The organism is Janthinobacterium silvisoli (assembly GCF_014200725.1).
Classification (GTDB): Bacteria; Pseudomonadota; Gammaproteobacteria; order Burkholderiales; family Burkholderiaceae_D; genus Janthinobacterium.
Genome location: NZ_JACHCL010000003.1, coordinates 25,725 through 45,087 on the forward strand (window position 1 = coordinate 25,725; position 19,363 = coordinate 45,087).

At 59.8% G+C, this 19,363-nt stretch carries 18 protein-coding genes; 10 read left to right on the forward strand and 8 right to left on the reverse strand.

The genetic code is table 11. The features are described 5' to 3' along the window. Positions 1-112 precede the first annotated feature (112 nt). The 5 genes from prpR (at position 113) to HDE75_RS16540 (ending at position 5,383) form a co-directional block, all read left to right on the forward strand. Complete coding sequence (gene prpR / locus HDE75_RS16520; RefSeq protein WP_183678220.1) at positions 113-1,726, forward strand: propionate catabolism operon regulatory protein PrpR; 1,614 nt, start codon at positions 113-115, stop codon at positions 1,724-1,726. Between the two features lie 5 nt (positions 1,727-1,731). Next, positions 1,732-2,637 (forward strand): phytanoyl-CoA dioxygenase family protein, encoded by a 906-nt coding sequence (locus HDE75_RS16525; protein WP_183678222.1) that lies wholly within the window; start codon positions 1,732-1,734, stop codon positions 2,635-2,637. Between the two features lie 98 nt (positions 2,638-2,735). Then, positions 2,736-3,608, forward strand: coding sequence for an alpha/beta fold hydrolase (locus HDE75_RS16530; protein ID WP_183678224.1), 873 nt, complete (start codon positions 2,736-2,738; stop codon positions 3,606-3,608). Between the two features lie 3 nt (positions 3,609-3,611). Next, positions 3,612-4,670 carry a sensor histidine kinase gene (locus HDE75_RS16535; RefSeq protein WP_183678226.1) on the forward strand — a complete coding sequence of 353 codons (1,059 nt, stop codon included), beginning with the start codon at positions 3,612-3,614 and terminating at the stop codon, positions 4,668-4,670. Continuing rightward, complete coding sequence (locus HDE75_RS16540; protein WP_221291911.1) at positions 4,667-5,383, forward strand: LytR/AlgR family response regulator transcription factor; 717 nt, start codon at positions 4,667-4,669, stop codon at positions 5,381-5,383. The genes HDE75_RS16535 and HDE75_RS16540 overlap by 4 nt, the downstream gene beginning before the upstream one ends. 55 nt (positions 5,384-5,438) lie before the next feature. On the opposite strand, the gene HDE75_RS16545 is transcribed toward HDE75_RS16540, so the two are convergent. From HDE75_RS16545 to clpS, 3 genes are all read right to left on the reverse strand, one after another. Beyond that, positions 5,439-8,828, reverse strand: a complete 3,390-nt coding sequence (locus tag HDE75_RS16545; protein WP_183678228.1) for a S41 family peptidase — start codon at positions 8,826-8,828, stop codon at positions 5,439-5,441. Between the two features lie 221 nt (positions 8,829-9,049). Further along, positions 9,050-11,350 carry an ATP-dependent Clp protease ATP-binding subunit ClpA gene (gene clpA / locus HDE75_RS16550; RefSeq protein WP_183678230.1) on the reverse strand — a complete coding sequence of 767 codons (2,301 nt, stop codon included), beginning with the start codon at positions 11,348-11,350 and terminating at the stop codon, positions 9,050-9,052. Further along, positions 11,347-11,649, reverse strand: a complete 303-nt coding sequence (gene clpS, locus HDE75_RS16555; RefSeq protein WP_034751577.1) for an ATP-dependent Clp protease adapter ClpS — start codon at positions 11,647-11,649, stop codon at positions 11,347-11,349. Before clpS ends, clpA begins: the two co-directional genes overlap by 4 nt. 320 nt (positions 11,650-11,969) lie before the next feature. On the opposite strand from clpS, the gene cspE reads away from it, so the two are divergent. Next, positions 11,970-12,173 carry a transcription antiterminator/RNA stability regulator CspE gene (gene cspE, locus HDE75_RS16560; protein ID WP_038495037.1) on the forward strand — a complete coding sequence of 68 codons (204 nt, stop codon included), beginning with the start codon at positions 11,970-11,972 and terminating at the stop codon, positions 12,171-12,173. Positions 12,174-12,267: 94 nt separating this feature from the next. Here the strand turns inward: cspE and icd are convergent, their stop codons facing one another. Then, positions 12,268-13,521 (reverse strand): NADP-dependent isocitrate dehydrogenase, encoded by a 1,254-nt coding sequence (icd, locus tag HDE75_RS16565; RefSeq protein ID WP_183678232.1) that lies wholly within the window; start codon positions 13,519-13,521, stop codon positions 12,268-12,270. Positions 13,522-13,691: 170 nt separating this feature from the next. On the opposite strand from icd, the gene HDE75_RS16570 reads away from it, so the two are divergent. The 3 genes from HDE75_RS16570 to HDE75_RS16580 all read left to right on the forward strand — a co-directional run bounded on the left by HDE75_RS16570 (position 13,692) and on the right by HDE75_RS16580 (position 15,292). Beyond that, positions 13,692-14,252: a pseudouridine synthase gene (locus tag HDE75_RS16570; RefSeq protein WP_183678234.1), complete on the forward strand. Its 561-nt coding sequence runs from the start codon at positions 13,692-13,694 to the stop codon at positions 14,250-14,252. A 142-nt stretch (positions 14,253-14,394) separates the two neighbouring features. Further along, positions 14,395-14,676: a hypothetical protein gene (locus tag HDE75_RS16575; RefSeq protein ID WP_183678236.1), complete on the forward strand. Its 282-nt coding sequence runs from the start codon at positions 14,395-14,397 to the stop codon at positions 14,674-14,676. Positions 14,677-14,845: 169 nt separating this feature from the next. Next, positions 14,846-15,292 carry a DUF192 domain-containing protein gene (locus HDE75_RS16580; protein WP_183678238.1) on the forward strand — a complete coding sequence of 149 codons (447 nt, stop codon included), beginning with the start codon at positions 14,846-14,848 and terminating at the stop codon, positions 15,290-15,292. Between the two features lie 164 nt (positions 15,293-15,456). Here the strand turns inward: HDE75_RS16580 and rpsT are convergent, their stop codons facing one another. Continuing rightward, a complete protein-coding gene (gene rpsT, locus HDE75_RS16585) occupies positions 15,457-15,723 on the reverse strand; it encodes a 30S ribosomal protein S20 (protein ID WP_010395935.1) in 267 nt (88 codons plus the stop codon). A gap of 297 nt (positions 15,724-16,020) precedes the next feature. Here rpsT and murJ point away from each other — a divergent pair, with 297 nt between their 5' ends. After that, complete coding sequence (gene murJ, locus HDE75_RS16590; protein ID WP_183678240.1) at positions 16,021-17,568, forward strand: murein biosynthesis integral membrane protein MurJ; 1,548 nt, start codon at positions 16,021-16,023, stop codon at positions 17,566-17,568. Positions 17,569-17,633: 65 nt separating this feature from the next. Here murJ and HDE75_RS16595 read toward each other — a convergent pair whose 3' ends face one another. From HDE75_RS16595 to HDE75_RS16605, 3 genes are all read right to left on the reverse strand, one after another. Beyond that, positions 17,634-18,116, reverse strand: coding sequence for an FxDxF family PEP-CTERM protein (locus HDE75_RS16595; RefSeq protein WP_183678242.1), 483 nt, complete (start codon positions 18,114-18,116; stop codon positions 17,634-17,636). A 216-nt stretch (positions 18,117-18,332) separates the two neighbouring features. Next, positions 18,333-18,968, reverse strand: a complete 636-nt coding sequence (locus tag HDE75_RS16600) for a type II secretion system protein (RefSeq protein WP_260174184.1) — start codon at positions 18,966-18,968, stop codon at positions 18,333-18,335. A gap of 5 nt (positions 18,969-18,973) precedes the next feature. Then, positions 18,974-19,363: a type II secretion system protein gene (locus HDE75_RS16605; protein ID WP_409254920.1), complete on the reverse strand. Its 390-nt coding sequence runs from the start codon at positions 19,361-19,363 to the stop codon at positions 18,974-18,976.

The following is a 19,363-nucleotide window of genomic DNA, read 5'->3' on the forward strand; positions in this document are numbered from 1 at the left end:
GCACCCGGGCACACGGTGCTGACAGATCATAGCCCAGTTTCTGCGCATTCCTCCAACTTCCATCGCTAGAGGAGATGCTCTATGTCCACAAGCAAATCGTTTAGAATAAAGCATGCGCCGCTCCCCTCTTCCACCGCTCGACCACCGCGACAAGCCCGTCATCTGGACTGTTTCTGTTTCACGCCTGTTTGATCTGTTCCGCGACATCACGCTGGAATACGACGACCTGGCCGAGATCGAGCCGATCAACCTGGGCTTCGACGATGCGGTGCGCCACATCCGCGAGCGCATGGCCACCGAGCGCTGCGACGCCGTGATCGCCGCAGGTTCGAACGGCGCCTACCTGAAAGGGCGGCTGTCGGTACCCGTCATCATCGCCAAGGCCAGCGGCTACGACGTGATGCAGGCGCTGGCGCGCGCACGCCGCATCACGCCGCACATCGGGGTGGTGACCTACCAGGACACGATGCCTGAACTGGGCGAATTTGCCGCCACCTTCGGTTTCGAGCTGGCCCAGCGCACCTACGCCACCGAAGAAGATGCGCGCGCACAGATCAATGAACTGAAGGCGGCTGGCGTAAAAGCTGTCGTCGGCGCAGGCCTGGTGACGGACCTGGCCGAAGAGGCGGGCCTGGACGCCGTCTTCGTGTATTCGGCCGCATCGATACGGCGCGCTTTTGACGATGCGCTGGAAATGGCCAGATTGACCCAGCTCGAATCGAACCGCGGACGCCGCGTGGCCGTGGCCGACACCTTGCGCGCCAAGCATGGCTTGCACGACCTGCGCGGCGAATCGGAAGCGATGGAGGCGCTGCGCCAGTCGGTGGTGCTGTTCGGACGCTCGCCGGCGACAGTGCTGATCCAGGGCGAGACAGGCACCGGCAAGGAACTGGTGGCGCAGGCGATCCACCGCGAAAGCCCGCGCAGCCTGGGCGCCAATCGGCCTTTCCTGGCGATTAATTGCGGCGCCATCGCCGAGTCCTTGCTGGAATCGGAACTGTTCGGCCATGAAGATGGCGCATTCACGGGCGCACGGCGCGGCGGCCATGCGGGCCTGTTCGAAGCGGCCAACCACGGCACCCTGTTCCTCGATGAAATCGGCGAAATGCCGCTGGCCCTGCAAACGCGCCTGCTGCGCGTGCTCGAAGAGCGCGAAGTGGTGCGCGTAGGCGGCACGCGCCCGATCGCCATCAATGTGCGCATCATCAGCGCCACCCATTGCGACCTGGAACAGCGCATCCGCGAAGGCCGCTTCCGCGCCGACCTGTTCTACCGCCTGGCCGTGCTGCGCTTGCACCTGCCTGCCTTGCGCGAACGGGCCAGCGATATCATCGGCCTGCTTGAGTGGTCGCTGAAAAACGCACTGGCCGCGCTGGGCGCCCGGCCGCATCCCAACCTGCACGCGGAAATTACCGCCTGCGCCCCGCTGCTGCGCTGCTACAGCTGGCCCGGCAATGTGCGCGAATTGCGCAACCTGGCCGAACGCCTGGCCTTATTTTTGGCGGCCGAACCGCTGCAGGCACTGACCCCGGGCTTCGTGCTGGCGGTGGCGCCCGAGCTGGCCGGCCCAGCGCCCCAGGCACCGGTCCCCACCGTTCCTGTGCCGCCTGCGCCACAGGAAAGCGCCGCCGAAGTACTGGCCCGCTTCGGTGGCCGCCACGACGCTGCCGCACAATATATGGGCGTGAGCCGTACCACCTTCTGGCGCCGGCTGCGCGCAGGTTGAGATCCATGGACGACAACGTGATCCTGCACGGCTTGTGGCAACGCTGCATGCAAGGCGGCACGGCGGCCAACAGCCGGCAGGAAGCCCGGGTGCTGTATGCGCGTGGGATAACACTGGAAGAGACCCTGCAATTCCTGTTTCACGCGCAGCCAGCCGAAGGCGATTTTCTCAGCTGGATAGCGGCTCGCACGCGCCCTTTGCCGGCCGAAGCGCTGCTGCCGCATGAAGACGTGCTGACCGACGCCGATCTGCAGTTCTGGAAAGAGCATGGCTACCTGGTGCTGCGCAACGCCGTACCATATACACAGTGCCTGGCAGCCCAGGCAGCCATCTGGGAATTTCTGGACGCCAGTCCGGACGACCCCGCATCGTGGTACAAAACGCACCCGGGCAAGCGGGGACTGATGCTGCAGTTTTCCGACCACCCGGCCCTGGCGGCCAACCGGCACAACGCACGCATCCGCCGCGCGTATCAGCAGCTGTATGGCAAGCAGGCTATCTACGCATCGGTCGACAAGGCCAGCTTCAATCCACCGGAAACCGATACCTACAATTTCATCGGCAGCCCGCTGCACTGGGACACCAGCCTGCAGCAGCCGATCCCTTTCAAGCTGCAAGGCATGCTGTATTTATCGGACTGCCCGGCCGGGCATGGCGCCTTTCACTGCGTGCCCGGTTTCCAGCATCAGGCCGGAGACTGGCTGGCCAGCGTGCCGCCCGGCCAGGGACCGCGCGAGTGGGCCATCGAGCATCTGCGTCCTGTACCGGTCGAAGGCCAGGCCGGCGACTTCATCATCTGGCACCAGGCGCTGCCCCATTGCGCCAGCGCCAACCACGGCCCGTTTCCCCGCATGGTGCAGTATCTGACCTATCTTCCGGAAGATGGCGAAGACCAGGCCATATGGATCTGAAACGGCCACCGTTCATCCTCGCCGGCCGCCGCTCATCCCTTCACGCTGGCGCTGCGCAAGCTGCAGTACTAGTATCGTGATCAAGGAGGTAGCACCCAATGAAAAAAACGATACCAGCACTGACCTTGCTCGCCAGCGTACTGCTGGCAGGCGCCAGCCAGGCGGCCGCACCTTCGGCGTTCACGGTGAACGTCACCGGCCAGGGCCAGCCGATTATTCTGATTCCCGGCCTGGCCTCGTCTGGCGAAGTATGGCAATCCACGGTGGCCCGTCTGTGCGGCCCGCAAACCACACGCCAGTGCCATGTGCTGACCCTGGCCGGCTTTGCCGGCGTGACTCCCATCGCCGGTGATTTACTGGCGCAAACGGAGCAGCAGCTGAGCGACTACATCGTGGCGCAAAAGCTGGGCCAGCCGGCCATCATCGGCCATAGCCTGGGCGGTTTCCTGGCCTTGAAACTGGCCATCGACCATCCGCAACAAACGGGGAAACTGATCATCGTCGATTCGCTGCCAGCGCTAGGCGCTACTCAATCGAGCAACATCAGCAAAGAGCAGCTGCAGCAATCGGCAAAGCAGATGCAAGACTTCATGCGCAGTCAGGATGGCGCCAGCTTTGCCGCCGGCCAGCGCCATACCGTCAACACCATGGTCACCGCACCGGCCGACGTGGAGCGGATCATGGCCTGGGGCCAGCGTTCGGATAAAGACACCGTGATCAACGCCATGGGTACCTTGATCGCTACCGACCTGCGCCAGGGCGTGGCGCGCATTTCCTCGCCCACGCTGGTACTGGGCACCTGGATCGCCTACAAGGATTTTGCCCCCCGTTCTGCCATCGAACAAACCTTCCGCAGCCAGTATGCGCAACTGCCAGGCGTCAAAATCGAGATGGCGGACACGGCGCGCCACTTCATCATGTACGACCAGCCCGACTGGATGTTCGAGCGCATCGAACAGTTCCTGAACTAGGCCATGGCAGCTGCCGCCGACCAACCGCCCCTGCTGGCACGCATCAACTGGTACTGGACGTTCCAGCTGGCCGGCTGGACTGCGCTAACGCTGTTCAACAGCGTGTACGGCGGCTCTTCACAGCTACGCATCGTCATATCCATCGCCTGCTGGGGTTCGCTGGGCGGATTGCTGCTGTCGCACCTGTGGCACGGCATTTTGCGCCGGCGTGGATGGGCGAAGCATGGCCTGCGCTGGACGCGCATCCTGCCCTCGCTGGCGCTGCTGGCCGCCATCCAGACGGCAAGCGTCACGGCAGCTTTTTACACCATGTATCCCGCCAGCCTGCTCCATGGCGTGGCCTGGCTGCCCGGCGCACTGCTATTCTGGTTTGCCGTGTTCTTTGTCTGGACGGTGTTTTATTTCACAGTGCTGTCCCTGCGCCGCAGCAGCAGGCTCGAAGCAGAAACGCTGGCTTTGCAGCTGCATGCGCGGGAGGCAGAGCTGCGCGCGCTGCAGGCGCAAGTCAATCCGCATTTTTTCTTCAATAGCCTCAATAGCGTGCGCGCGCTGATCTACGAGGACCGCGATGCGGCTGCCCACATGATCGACCAGCTGGCGGGCCTGATGCGCCATGCGCTGCAGTCAGGCCAGCATGCGACGGTGCCACTGGCGGCCGAACTGGAAGCCGTGCGCGCCTATCTCGCTATCGAACAGATTCGTTTTGAGTCGCGCCTGCGGGTGGCCTTCGATATCGCCGATGGCCTGGACCAAGTGCGCGTGCCGCCGATGGCGTTGCAAACGCTGGTAGAAAACGCCGTCAAATATGGCGTGGAGGCGAGTAGCGAAGGCAGCGACATTCGCATCACGGCGCAGCGGACCCTACGCGATGACGGCACGGCTACGCTAAAAATCGGCGTGGCCAATACGGGTAGCTTGCGCAGTGCACCTGGCTCGACCTGCGTGGGCCTGCGCAATGCGCGCCAGCGCTTGCGGCTGGTCTGCGGCGACAATGCCAGCCTGGCATTAGTGGAACAGGCAGGCTGGGTGCACGCCACGATGGAACTTCCGGAGCCACGATGAACGAACGAAAAATCACCGTGCTGCTGGTGGACGACGAACGCCTGGCACGCGCCGAACTGCGGCGCTTGCTGGCGGTGCATCCACAGGTGGAGATCGTCGGCGAAGCGGCCAGCGCGGCAGATGCCATGACACAGATCGGCAAGCTGCAGCCAGATTTGCTACTGCTCGACGTACAAATGCCCGGTGCTTCCGGCTTCGACTTGCTGGCCGCGCTGGACCATGCGCCAGACGTCATTTTTTGCACGGCTTTCGACCAGTATGCGCTGCAGGCGTTTGAAGTGAGCGCCCTCGATTATTTGCAAAAGCCGGTGCAAGCGGCGCGCCTGGCGGCGGCACTGGCGCGGGCAGGCGCGCGCGTGCAGGCGGCGCCTAAGCCGGCGCCGCGCAAGGTCTTTATCAAGGATGGGGAGCGCTGCTGGTTCGTCGCGCTTGATGACATCCGCTTGCTGGAATCGGAAGGCAATTACACGCGCGTGTTTTTTGCGGCGCAGCAGCCCTTGATGCTGCGCTCCCTGAGCCAGCTGGAAGAGCGACTCGATCCTCAACTTTTTTTCCGCGCCAACCGGCGACAGATCGTCAACCTGGCGCATATCAGCAGGGTGGCGCCGAACGCCTCGGAAGGCCTGGACCTGCATCTGGCGGACGCAAACACTACACTGGTCGAAGTATCGCGCCGGCGCGTGCAGCAATTCAAGGCCATCACCAGCCTGTAGCGATAAAAAAACGCCCGGAAAATATCGCGGGCGTTTGGGCCAACATGCACCCGCTTTATTTCAAGGCCGGGATCACTTGCGGCTGGAAGCGTGGCAGCGGCTGGTCCTTGAGCTTTTTCGTCAGCAGGTCCAGCGCCACGTCGAGCTGGCGGTCGCCGCCATTGAAAGTGTCGTGCGGCGGGTTTTCCACCACCACGTCAGGCACCACGCCCACGCCTTCGATCAGCCACTGGCCATCGATGCCGAACTGGCCGTTTTCAGCAACGCGTGCCATGCCGTTATCGCTCAAACGCGTATCGTCGCTGAGCCACACACCGGCACCGGCCGTGCGCTGGCCCACCAGCGGCGCCAGGCCCAGGGCCTTGATGCCGGCAGCAAAAGTCTCGCCATCGGAATACGTCAGTTCATCGACCAGCACCACCAGGTGGCCGCGGAAGCTGTTCTGCATATTCGGCGACGGCTGCACGCCAGGCGGCGCCCAGTATGCCCAAGCCTTGCGCAGCAGCTTTTCTATCACCCAGCTATCGATATTGCCGCCGTTATTGCGGCGCACATCGATGATCAGGCCATCGCGGTTGATATTGGCGTAAAAGTCGCGCGCAAACGAAGCGATGTCGCTATCGACCATGGCCCGCAGATGCAGATAGCCGATACGCCCTTGCGAGGCCTTGGCCACCTGTTCGGCACGGCTCAGCTCCCAGTCGCCATAACGCAGCGCCGTCTGTTTGGCCATATTCACCGGCGTGACGATCAGGGAGCGCGGCGCGGCATTGCCTCGTTTTACCTGCAGCAGCACCTGCTTGTCGGCCTGGTTCAGCAGCAAATCGCTGATATCGCGCGCACCCAGCACGTCCTTGCCATTGACGGCCGTGATCACGTCGCCTTCTTTCACGTCCACCTCGGGACGGGCCAGCGGCGCGCGCCCGGATGGCAGCTCCGGCTCGCTGCGGTAGATGTGTTCTACCTTGTAGCCAGCCGCCGTTTTTACCAGTACCGCTCCCAGTCCCGCCGGCGAGCCTTCAGGTTCCGTGCGGCGCAATTCACCGGGACGGATTTGCGAATGCAGGGCGCCTACTTCAGCCACCATCATGCCCAGCACGTCATTGAGTTCGGCACGGTCGGTCACGCGGTCCACCAGCGGTGCGTAACGGGCACGCGCTGCATTCCAGTCCACGCCGCGCATCCTGGCGTCGAACAGGAAGTCGCGGTGCAAGCGCCAGGCGTCGTTGAACATCTGCTTCCATTCCAGACGCGGATTGGAAATAAAGGTCCAGTCATCGATCTTGACCTTGGCTTTCGACAGGTCGGACGGCAGCTTGGCGCCCGCCTCGATCACCAGCATGTCGCCCGGTCCCTTGTCGGCAGCCGTGCGGTAATATAAATGCTTCTTGTCGCGCGCCAGATCAAAATCGCGCACACCGGCCACCAGCAGTTCCGGCTTGGAGCCTGCATTGCCGATGGCCAGGGTCTTCAGGCTGGCCTTGTCCTCGCCCATCTCGCGCTCGAGGAAATACAGCCGCTTGTCGTCAACATCGAGGCCGCTGTAATTACCTGCGGCCAGCGGCACCTCATACAGGCGGTCGGCCAGGCCCGCATAGACGATGTCGGGCAAGGCCTTGGGGTCTTTTTTGGCTTTGCCGCCGGCTTTTTCCAGCGCCTTTTCGGCGGCCTGTTCGGCGGCCTTTTCATCGTCGCTCTCGGGCGGTTTCACGCCAGGGCGGCTCAGCTCATCGTCGGGCTGGAACGGGAAACGGTTACCCGGCTGCAACGCCAGCGCATACAGACCCGTGCGCTTGTCAAACACGGGCCCCATATTGCGGTCGCCCCAAGGCGAACCATTGGACAATTTAAAATTACGGTCCGACAAGAAATACAGCCAGCGGCCATCCGTCGAAAACACGGGCGAACCGGACATATAACGGTCGCTGGTCACAAAATGCAACTGCTTGGACGCCAGGTTGTACAGGCCGATCTGTTCGCGCTGCTGATCGCTGGCCACGCGCACCAGGGCCAGGTTGCGGCTGTCGGGCGACCATAACACTTCATCGTGCTTGTCCACGCCCGCCTTGCCAGCGTCATCGATCAGCAGATTGGCCTTGCTGGCCAGGTCCAGCAGCCAGAAGCGCCCCTTTTTGTCGGTGTGCGCCAGCCAGCGGCCGTCTGGCGAGGGATACAGTTTCCAGCGGTGGTTATTGTCGCCTTGCGTGGTCAAACGTTCACCTGGACCAGAACCGTCGGCCGCGTACTTCCAGATTTCGTTTTCACCGGTCGTGTCGACGATGGCGAACACGGATTTTTCATCGCTGGAAAAAACTGCGTCGCGCGCCCGTGCACCTTCCGGAATGGCGATATCGACCCGGCGCTGGCTGCCCGTGCCGGCGATGCTGACACGGCCACGCGCCGTTACGATGATGCGTTCATCCTTGCCAGACAGTTGCACGCTGGAGAGGGTATCGAGCGGCGAACGGATCTGGCGCGCGCGCTGCTGGTCAAAATCGGATACCAGGCTGATGGCCAGTGGCGATGATGTAGCAGCAGGCGCGGCGAGGTCCAGCACATGCAGGTCGGCGCCCAGCTGGTAGACGATCTTGCCGTCGCCCAGGGAAGCGTTGCGCACGTCCCATTCCTTGTAGCTGGTCAGCATGCGGCGGTCCGTGCCATCGGGCAGCATGCTCCACAGATTGTCGCTGCCGCCCGCATCGCTGATGTAGTACACGCGGCCCTGCCACCACATGGGGCGCTTGTTATTGCCTGCGCGTACGGCCGCATCGGCGATCAGCGGCACGGCTTCGCCCTTGCCATCGAGATCATAACGCCACAGCTGCGCATGCGCGCCGCCACGGTAGTTGCGCACATTGTCGTTGGTTGCTGCCAGGCCGAAACGCGTGAAATACAAGGTCTTGCCGGCGTCGTCGAGCACGGCGTCATTCGCGTCGGCCACGGGGAACACGCGCCGCGTCTGTTTCACGGGATCGATGGCGGCCACCACGCGCCGCGAGGCGGGGCCATCCGTGTTTTGCGTGCTGATCAGCACTTCGCCCTGCGCCGTCCAGCCCAGCACCACCACGCCACCATTATCAAAGGAAATACGGCGCGGCAAACCACCGGCCAGCGGCATCACATACGCTTCCTGCGCGCCTTCATAGGAAGCGGAAAACGCCATCCACAAGCCGTCGCGTGAAATGGCGGCATTGGTTTCATAGCCGGGATGCGTGGTCAGGCGCTCTGCCTGGCCGCCGCGCACGCTGGTTTTCCACAGGTCGCCCTCGGCCGTGAAGACCACGGTGTCGCCACGGATGGCGGGAAAACGGAAATAGGCGTTGGAGGCGGTGGCGGAAGCAGTAGCGGAGACAGAAGCAGGAGCGGCGGCCAGGGCTTGCGTGGCGGCCGTGCCCAGCAAGCCGGCAGACAATAACAGTAAGGCGAGCGTACGGGAAATTTTCATAGGAGCGATCGTCAATCTTTTTATGAAGTAGCGGTCATGGAAACGACGTGGGACAGCGCCGACATCGGAGCATGATTCTTGCACAGCTTGCGCAATTGCAATACTAATTTTCGGCGAGGTGCGTAAATGCAACACAGTTGCAAAATTGACGATACACGTAAAAAAACCCGCGCCACTTGCGTGGGCGGGTTTTTCTGATACTAACTGCGCAACTGTCTGTTTTATTCTACTTCCACCGTTTCCGGTGCAGCCGTCGGCGCCGCATCAGGCGGTTCCGGGAATTCCAGCAAGACCTGGTCCTTGTCGTTCAGATCGACGGTAACCTTGCCGCCCGAGACCAGGCGGCCGAACAGCAGTTCGTCGGCCAGCGCCTTGCGTATCATGTCCTGGATCAGGCGCGCCATCGGACGCGCACCCATGAGCGGATCGAAACCTTTCTTGCCGAGGAAGGCGCGCAGCTTTTCCGTGAAAATGGCTTCGACCTTTTTCTCGTGCAACTGCTCTTCCAGCTGCATCAGGAACTTGTCGACCACGCGCAGGATGATTTCCTGGTCCAGCGCGCGGAAGCTGATGGTCGCGTCGATACGGTTGCGGAACTCCGGCGTGAACATGCGCTTGATGTCGGCCATCTCGTCGCCCGCCTGTTTCGAGGTGGTGAAACCGATGGAGGCCTTTTGCAAGCTTTCCGCACCCGCATTGGTGGTCATGATGATGATGACGTTGCGGAAATCGGCTTTGCGGCCATTGTTATCCGTCAAGGTGCCATGATCCATCACTTGCAGCAGGATATTGAAAATGTCCGGATGGGCTTTTTCAATTTCATCGAGCAGCAACACTGCATGCGGTTTCTTGGTGATCGCTTCCGTCAGCAGGCCGCCCTGGTCGAAACCGACATAGCCCGGTGGCGCGCCGATCAAACGGCTGACGGCGTGGCGTTCCATGTATTCCGACATATCGAAACGGATCAGCTCAATGCCGAGGATGAAGGCCAGTTGCTTGGCCACCTCGGTCTTGCCGACGCCGGTAGGACCGGAGAACAGGAAAGAGCCGATCGGCTTGTCCGTCTTGCCCAGGCCGGCACGCGCCATCTTGATGGCCGACGCCAGCGCTTCGATGGCCGGATCCTGGCCAAACACCACGTTGCGCAAATCGCGGTCGATGGTTTGCAGCTTGCTGCGGTCGTCCTGGTTGACCGTTTGCGGCGGAATACGGGCGATCTTGGCGATGATGTCCTCGATCTCCGTCTTGCCGATGGTTTTCTTTTGCTTCGATTTCGGCAAGATGCGCTGGGCTGCGCCCGCTTCATCGATCACGTCGATTGCCTTGTCGGGCAAGTGGCGGTCGTTGATGAAGCGCGCCGCCAGCTCGGCTGCCGTCGACAGGGCCGAGGCCGAGTATTTCACGCCATGGTGCTCTTCGAAGCGCGATTTCAGGCCGCGCAGGATTTGCACGGTTTGCTCGACGGTCGGTTCATTGACGTCGACCTTCTGGAAGCGGCGCGACAGGGCATGGTCTTTTTCGAACACGCCACGGAATTCCGTGTAGGTGGTCGCACCGATGCATTTGAGCTGGCCATTGGCCAGTGCCGGTTTCAGCAGGTTCGATGCATCCAAGGTGCCGCCCGAAGCCGAACCCGCACCGATGATGGTGTGGATTTCGTCGATGAACAGGATGCCGTTCGGATTGTCTTTCAACTGTTTCAGCACGGCTTTCAGGCGCTGCTCGAAATCGCCGCGGTATTTGGTACCAGCGAGCAAGGCGCCCATGTCCAGCGAATACACGACGGCATTCTGCAGGATTTCCGGCACGTCGCTTTGCGTGATGCGATAGGCCAGGCCTTCGGCGATCGCCGTCTTGCCCACCCCTGCCTCGCCAACCAGCAGCGGATTGTTCTTGCGGCGGCGGCACAGGATCTGGATCACGCGGTCGACTTCGTCTTCACGGCCGATCAGCGGATCGATCTTGCCTTCGGCGGCGGCCTTGTTCAGGTTTTGCGTGAACTGGTCGAGCGGGCTTTCTTTCGGCTGGCCATCGACAGGCGCTTCTTCCACGCCATCCGAGGCTTTCGCGCTTTCGGTCGACTGGTCCTTGCGCACGCCGTGCGAAATGAAATTGACCACGTCCAGTCGCGTCACGCCCTGCTGGTGCAGGTAGTAAACAGCGTGCGAATCTTTTTCGCCGAAGATCGCCACCAGCACATTGGCGCCGGTAACTTCCTTCTTGCCGTTCGAAGCGGACTGGACATGCATGATGGCGCGCTGGATCACGCGCTGGAAACCAAGCGTCGGCTGGGTGTCGACTTCGCCCGTGCCAGGCACGGTCGGCGTGTTATCGCCGATGAAATTGGTGAGGGTCTTGCGCAGGTCATCAATATTGACCGCGCAGGCACGCAATACCTCAGCAGCGGAGGGATTATCCAGCAGTGCCAGCAGTAAATGCTCAACCGTAATGAATTCGTGCCGTGCCTGCCGAGCTTCGACAAACGCCATGTGCAAACTTACTTCTAATTCCTGCGCAATCATACTTCCTCCATCACGCACTGCAGGGGATGCCCCGCCTTGCGCGCATGCGTTAAAACGAACTCCACTTTGGTACACGCTATATCTTTAGAGAACACGCCGCACACTCCTTTGCCGTAGCGATGAACACTGAGCATGATTTGCGTCGCCGTTTCACGGTCCTTGTTGAAATACTCCTGAATGATGGCCACCACGAATTCCATCGGGGTGTAATCGTCATTGAGCAAGGCCACCTGGTAGAGCGGCGGCGGCTTGAGGACTTGCCGCTCCAGCAGGGTTTCTGTGTCGTGCTTGGTTGCCATACGCTTATTCTAATGCTTTCACAGTGGTTGTCATGCGCAATATCTGCGCCTTTCAATTGTTTTCAATCTTACGCGTTTTCTCGATACTGCGCAGATGGCGATACTGCTGTCAAAATCAAGAGTTGCTTTTTTACCGCTTGTGAAGTTTTTGGCAATATCAATGGAAAAGCGCTTGACTTCATTATTTATTCCGCCAACAATGCTGTATCGACTGTTGCAGTAATGTACAGCTTGATAAGAAGTGAGACGTCGAGGAGGGGGCAGGAAGCTTCTTGCTTTTATGGCTCGTGTGATTTGTTTTAATTTTGAAAGTTCTTTTTATGGCAACAGGTACAGTTAAGTGGTTCAATGATTCCAAAGGTTTTGGCTTCATCACCCCAGATGACGGCGGCGAAGATTTGTTTGCCCACTTCTCCGCAATCAACATGAACGGTTTCAAGACCCTCAAAGAAGGTCAAAAAGTTCAATTCGAAGTCACGCAAGGCCCTAAAGGCAAGCAAGCTTCCAACATCCAGGCAGGCTAAGCAATTCCAGCCCTCAGATGTATAAAAAACCCCTCTTTAACAAGTGGGGTTTTTTTTCGCCCGCAGGGCGTGCGCCCTGCCCTCCTCATGCCATTTACATCTGAGCGATCATCGTCTCGCCAAAGCCTGAGCACGACACTTGCGTCGCGCCTTCCATCTGGCGCGCAAAATCGTAGGTGACGCGCTTGATGGCGATCGATTTCTGCATCGCGGAAATCACCAGTTCGGCCGCCTCCAACCAGCCCAGGTGGCGCAGCATCATTTCCGCCGACAGGATCAAGGAACCGGGATTCACATAATCCTTGCCCGCATACTTGGGCGAGGTGCCGTGGGTGGCTTCAAACATGGCCACCGAGTCCGACAGATTGGCGCCAGGCGCAATGCCGATGCCCCCAACTTGCGCGGCCAGCGCGTCTGACATGTAGTCGCCATTCAGGTTCAGGGTAGCGATCACGCTGTATTCGGCCGGACGCAACAGGATCTGCTGCAAAAAGGCGTCGGCGATCGAATCCTTGATCAGGATATCGCGGCCCGTCTTCGGATTCTTGAACTTGCACCATGGTCCGCCGTCGATCAATTGCGCGCCGAATTCCTTTTGCGCCAGAGCATAGGCCCAATCGCGGAAGCCGCCTTCCGTGTACTTCATGATGTTGCCCTTGTGGACGATCGTCACGGAAGGCTTGTCATTGTCGATCGCGTACTGGATCGCCTTGCGCACGAGGCGTTCGGTGCCTTCGATCGACACCGGCTTGATGCCGATGCCCGAGGTTTCCGGGAAACGGATACTGGTGACGCCCATTTCCTTGATCAGGAAATCGATCAGCTTTTTGGCGCCTGCCGAGCCTTGCTGGTATTCGATGCCAGCATAGATGTCTTCCGAATTTTCACGGAAAATGACCATGTCCGTTTTTTCCGGCTCTTTCAAAGGCGATGGCACGCCCTTGAAATAACGCACAGGGCGCAGGCACACATACAGGTCCAGTTTCTGGCGCAGCGTCACGTTCAGCGAACGGATGCCGCCACCCACCGGCGTCGTCAAAGGGCCCTTGATGGACACCACATATTCTTTCAGCGCAGCCAGGGTTTCTTCCGGCAGCCACACATCGGAACCGTACAGCCGGGTCGATTTTTCACCCGCGAAAATTTCCATCCATTGGATCTTGCGCTGGCCGTCATACGCCTTGGCAACGGCTGCATCGATCACCTTGATCATGACGGGGGTGACATCGATGCCCGTACCATCGCCCTGAATATAGGGAATAATGGGGTTATCGGGAACATTGAGCGAAAAATCGGCATTGACGGTGATTTTTTGTCCGTCAGCAGGTACAGTGATATGTTGGTACATCGTAATCTCCGGAGTGGGACGCTCTCTGCAATGGCAGAGTTGTAAAACCATTAGGGCACATAACAGCAACAACGCACTTTAGCAGGGATAGCACACCCAAGTCATGCGCAGCGCAATTCCGGCGCAATTCAGCACAGAATTTCATCAGCACCGAACCATCTACTTTCACCATGCCACTCATCTTATTTAACAAACCGTTTCAGGTCCTGTGCCAGTTTTCCCCACAAGAAGGCCGTGCCACCCTGGCCGACCACCTGTCGATTCCCGGCATTTATCCGGCTGGCCGGCTCGATGCCGACAGTGAAGGCTTGCTGCTGCTGACCGACGACGGCCGCCTGCAGCACGAAATCAGCCACCCGGACCGCAAGGAAGCAAAAACCTATCTGGTGCAAGTCGATGGCGTGCCCGATGCGGCCAGCCTGGCACGCCTGCAGGCGCCGCTGGACCTGGGCGACTTCATCACCAAGCCTTGCCACGCCGTGAGCATCGCCGAGCCGGAATGGCTGTGGCCGCGCAACCCTCCCATCCGCACGCGCGCAGAACAGCCCACATCCTGGCTGGCGATCACGCTCAAGGAAGGCAAGAACCGCCAGGTACGGCGCATGACCGCAGCCGTCGGCCTGCCCACCCTGCGCCTGGTGCGCAGCGCCATCGGACCGTTTTCGCTGGCCAGCCATCCTTTGATGCCGGGTGAGTGGTGCGAAGTACCGGCCCAGGGTATTGGCGCATAGCTTCGGAGAGGCAGCGGCAGGCGGCTGGGGCAACAGGAAACAACAAGAATAGATAGCAAAAAAATATTTACCGATGAGAATTATTTATTTCCAAATAATACGATAAAATCATCGTCATTCTCATGACAAAAAAGGAATGATGATGTCGAAAGTTACACTCAGCCTGGTATTTTCCCTGCTTGCCAGCAGCGCCTTCGCGCAATCGGAAGCACGCGTGGCCTCCTCCGCCGGCACCGATGCGGTGCGTCCTACTCCGCCCGCATCCGCATCGGCCAAATCTTCGGCGGGAACCGATGCTGCCCACCCAAAACGCCCTGCTGCCGCAGCCACTGACTCCTCGGCGGGCACCGATGCGTCCAAACCCCTGATCCCGCAGCCACGCAAGGACAAGCAGCGTCCTGACGCCGCCGACAAGGCAAAGTAAGTCCAGGCTACCCACCGCGCTGGCGCCGACACCTGGCGCCTGTTGCAGCAAGTCCACGTTTCACAGCTTGCCAGGCAGCACTCGCAACAGCATGCGCTTGACGCGCCGCGCGCCAGCATGGCTTAATCGGCGCTTCTCTTGCTACTACGCAAAGGCGCATCCACTCCCCATGAAAAATTCCTTCATCCGTTACAGTCTGGCGATCGTACTGGCAGCCTGCGCCACCGGCGCCATGGCGCAGCAATTGAAAACCACGCAACTGTCAGCCGGCATGCACCTGATCCAGGCTGAAGTGGCCGTCACCGACGACCAGCGTGAAGTGGGGCTGATGTACCGTGAAAAAATGCCTGCCAACGCGGGCATGCTGTTCGTCTTCGGCGCACCGGCCACGCAGTGCATGTGGATGAAGAATACGCCGCTGCCGCTGTCGGTTGCCTTCATCGACGCCGCCGGCAAGATCGTCAACATCGAAGACATGCAGCCGCACACGCTCGACAGCCATTGTTCGACCAAGGGCGTGCCGGTGCGCTACGCGCTGGAAATGAACCTGGGCTGGTTCAGGCAAAAGAATATCAAGCCAGGCATCACGATAGGCAATCTGCCCCCGCTGCGCTAAATCCACTTGCGATACCCGCCGCAAGCGGGTAGTTTTCATAGCAAAAACCGGCACACCAGCGCGAAAAAACCCGCCAGAACGAATCTGCGGGTTTTTGCTTTTTTACCAGTGCCAGCGTACTGGCACAGGCAAGGCCGCCTCGGCGGCTTGCCTGCCGGCGAATATTAAGCGGACAGTGCTTTCAAAGCAGCTGCCAGACGGCTCTTATGGCGAGCTGCCTTGTTTTTGTGGATGATCTTCTTGTCAGCGATACGGTCGATGGTCGACACGGATGCCTGGAAGATTGCAGCAGCAGCTGCCTTGTCACCGCCTTGGATCGCTTTGCGAGCAGCTTTGATAGCCGTGCGCAAGGTCGAACGTTGGGACGAATTGTGTGCGTTTTGCTTAACTGCTTGACGAGCGCGTTTGCGCGCTTGTGCGGTATTTGCCATGGAATTTCCTAAAACAGGGTCAAAGTGCGTTTGCAAACATTAGTGTTTGCCAACCGGTGCGTTCTGTGCGTCTGCCGAACCATGTGTGCCAAACCAGTGCCTGTCAAACATTAGTGTCTGCGTAACAGAATTCTGTACAGCCTTCGATTATAGCGATAATTTGCAGCAGAGGCAATTCAAAAAACCGACTATCGTCGCCAAAACAGCCAAAAACGGGGCTGGCAAGGGCGAATCATCAGTGATTGTTACAGTATTTTAACCGTTAGCACAGGCTGCGCCCAGCTATAATCTGCCCCCATGAACTTGCTTAAAACCCTCGCTGCCATTTCCAGCATGACCATGCTGTCCCGTGTAACCGGTTTATTGCGCGAGAGCTTGTTCGCGCGCGCCTTCGGCGCCGGCGCCTACACGGACGCCTTCATTGTTGCCTTCCGGATTCCCAACCTGCTGCGGCGTTTGTTTGCCGAAGGGGCATTTTCGCAAGCTTTCGTGCCCATCTTGTCTGAATACAAGAGCCAATATGGCCAGGACGCCAGTAAACAACTGGCCGACCACGTGGCCACCACCCTGGTCTGGGCCACCATGGTGGTTTCCCTGATCGGCATCCTGGCTGCGCCCTGGTTTGTGTATGCAATTGCAACCGGCCTCAACAAAGACCCCGGCGCCTTCGATGCAGCCGTCTGGATGACGCGCCTGATGTTCCCGTATATCGCCTGCATGTCTTTCGTGGCGCTGGCTGGCGGCATCCTCAATACCTGGCGCGAATTCAAGATTCCCGCCTTCACCCCCGTGCTGCTCAATGTCGCCTTCATTGCCGCCTCGCTGTTCCTGGCACCTTTTTTGAAACAGCCCGTCTACGCCATGGCGATTGCCGTGTTCGTCGGCGGCTTGCTGCAGGTGGCCATCCAGATTCCCGCGCTGGTGCGCATCGGCATGCTGCCGCGCCTGTCGCTCAACCCCGCCATCGGCCTGTCCGACGGCGGCGTGCGCCGCGTGCTGAAGAAAATGGGACCGGCCGTATTCGCCGTCTCGGCCGCACAGATCAGCCTGATGATCAACACCAGTATCGCTTCGCGCCTGGCCGAAGGCAGCATCTCGTGGCTGTCGTATGCCGACCGCCTGATGGAATTTCCCAGTGCCATGCTGGGTGTGGCCCTGGGCACCATCTTGCTGCCCAGCCTGTCGAAGGCCAATGCCGATGGCGACAAGACCGAATACTCCGCCCTGCTGGACTGGGGCCTGCGCCTGACCTTCCTGCTGGCCTTGCCTGCAGCCGTCGGCATGGCCACCCTGGCCACGCCCCTGATCGCCACCCTCTTCCATTACGGTAAATTCACGGCCGAGTCCGTGACCATGTCGACCGAGCCGTTGATCGCCTATAGCCTGGGCTTGATCGGCATCATCCTGGTGAAAACCCTGGCGCCCGCTTTTTATGCGCGCCAGGATATCCGCACGCCCGTAAAAATCGCCATCGGCGTGCTGATCGCCACACAGCTGATGAACATGCTGTTCGTGCCCCACCTGGCGGTCGCCGGACTGGCCCTGTCAATCGGCCTGGGCGCCTGCCTGAATGCCTGCTTCCTGTACTGGGGCTTGCGCAGGCGCGGCATCTACCAGCCCGAAGCGGGATGGGGCATCTTCTTCCTGCGTTTGCTGCCAGCCCTGTGCATCATGGGCGGCGTGGCAAGCTACGGCGCCTCGCGCATCGACTGGATCGCCATGCAGCACCACCCGCTGCTGCGTATCGGCGCTTTGGCGCTGCTGGTCGCCCTGTGCGGCGTGGTGTATTTCGGCACCCTGTTAGTCGCCGGCTTCCGTTTCCGCGACTTCAAACGCAACGCCTGATAACCGCACCACAATAAGAAAAACCCGCGCAAGGCGGGTTTTTCAACGTTTGAACAGCCGCTTTTTCAGACTGCCTTAGCTGCGCTACGGCGGCGCGCCACGAAGCCCAGCAAGCCCAGACCACCGAGCAGCATGCCATAGGTTGCCGGCTCCGGCACTGCGCTCACCGAGTAGGTGCCGGAATAACCTGCACCATTGAACGCGGTGCCGGCCAGGTCGAGTATGAATGGACCTGTGCCCGAAAACTCCACGCCGAAAAATTGCAGCTTGCCGAACGCAAACGATTGTCCCTGCACTCCATTCAGGTTCGACAAGAGATCGTTGAAGACCAGGTTCTGGCCGCTGACGGTCAAGCCGATATTGTATTTGCCGGCACCCAGGTTACCCAGGGTGATCAGGTCATGGCCGCCAGACAGGATGCCGTCACCTACCACTGCGTCGAAACTATAGGTGTTGCCATCAGCAATCACATTGATCGTCTGATCGCCAGCATAAGCACTGAACGAAGCCACAGCCAGCACGCCTGCAGCGATAAATTTCAATTGCATAGTTTATCCCTTTAAATGTATGGCTGCCCCGTGCATGCCACCGATAGTACTGTTACTAAAAGTACTGATGAGGATGGTAGCATAAAATCACTAAATTACTTATAAATATTTTATCTTAATTTATTTTATGACAATTATTTTTAAGGCGAAATAGTTGCATGCATCACGGAATTTCTATCTGAAAATAGTTCGCAGGACGTGGTTGTTTCTTTTAGATTAAGAAGGTGCAGGTTCCGGCACATCCGCATCTTCAGCGGGATGTACGGCTTCCTGCGGTGCAGGCAAGACCGGAGGCAGCGCTGGCGGCGCGCTGGGAGGTACGCCTGTCGGCGCCGGGATGGGGAGTGGCGCAGGAAGCTGGACTGTGCCTGACGGTGCAAGCAATTCATCCCTCCCCATAAATTGCCATTCTGATAAATGCATTTTGCCTTCAAAGCCCACAAAACGCGACTCGAAGTTACCAACCTTTAACGGCGCCGCACGCGACAGGCTGTACACGCCGATGATGCCATTGCCGCCAGGCTGGTATAGCAAGCCCCATTCGGCGCGGCCGGTAATGGGATCGACAAACAGCTTGCGCAAATGGCGGCGTACTTGCGGGTAACGGGGATCGCGCAGCAGCGCGGCCAGGCTGGTCGGCTGTCGCAGCTGGCCTGCTGGCGTGGCCTTGGCATAACTGCTCAGCGCATCGGAAAACTGTGCGCCGATATCGAGCAACTCCTGTTCGGCCGCCTGGCGCTGCAACAGCGAGCCCATCTTCAGGCCCGCCGCGCCCACCAGACCCAGGATCGCCACCAGGATGATCAAGCCCAGATAAGTGAAGCCGCGCTGGCGGCGGCGAGCGAAACGCATGAGCGCTACCAGTCGGCGAACGGCGTGCCGCTGCGGTCGTTGCCCGGCGCACCGCTCTTCACGTCATACACCTGGCCTGGCGTATCGTCAGGCGGTGCCACGATGGTCCAGCTGGCATCGCTGTCCGTGATGGGGTCGATGGGCAAGGCGCGCAGGTATTTCTTGGTCACCAGTTGCTCCAGCGAATCTGGATAGCGCCCCGTATCGCTATGGTACTGGTCGATGGTGGTGCGCAGATTGCGCAAGTTGTCCATCAACACGGTTTCCTTCGCCTTGTCAAAGCTGGGGAAATAACGCGGTACGGCCAAGGTCAGCAGCAAAGCGATAATGCCGAGCACCACCAGCAGTTCGATCAGCGTAAAACCGCCACGGCGGTGTATCAAAGTCGGCTTCAT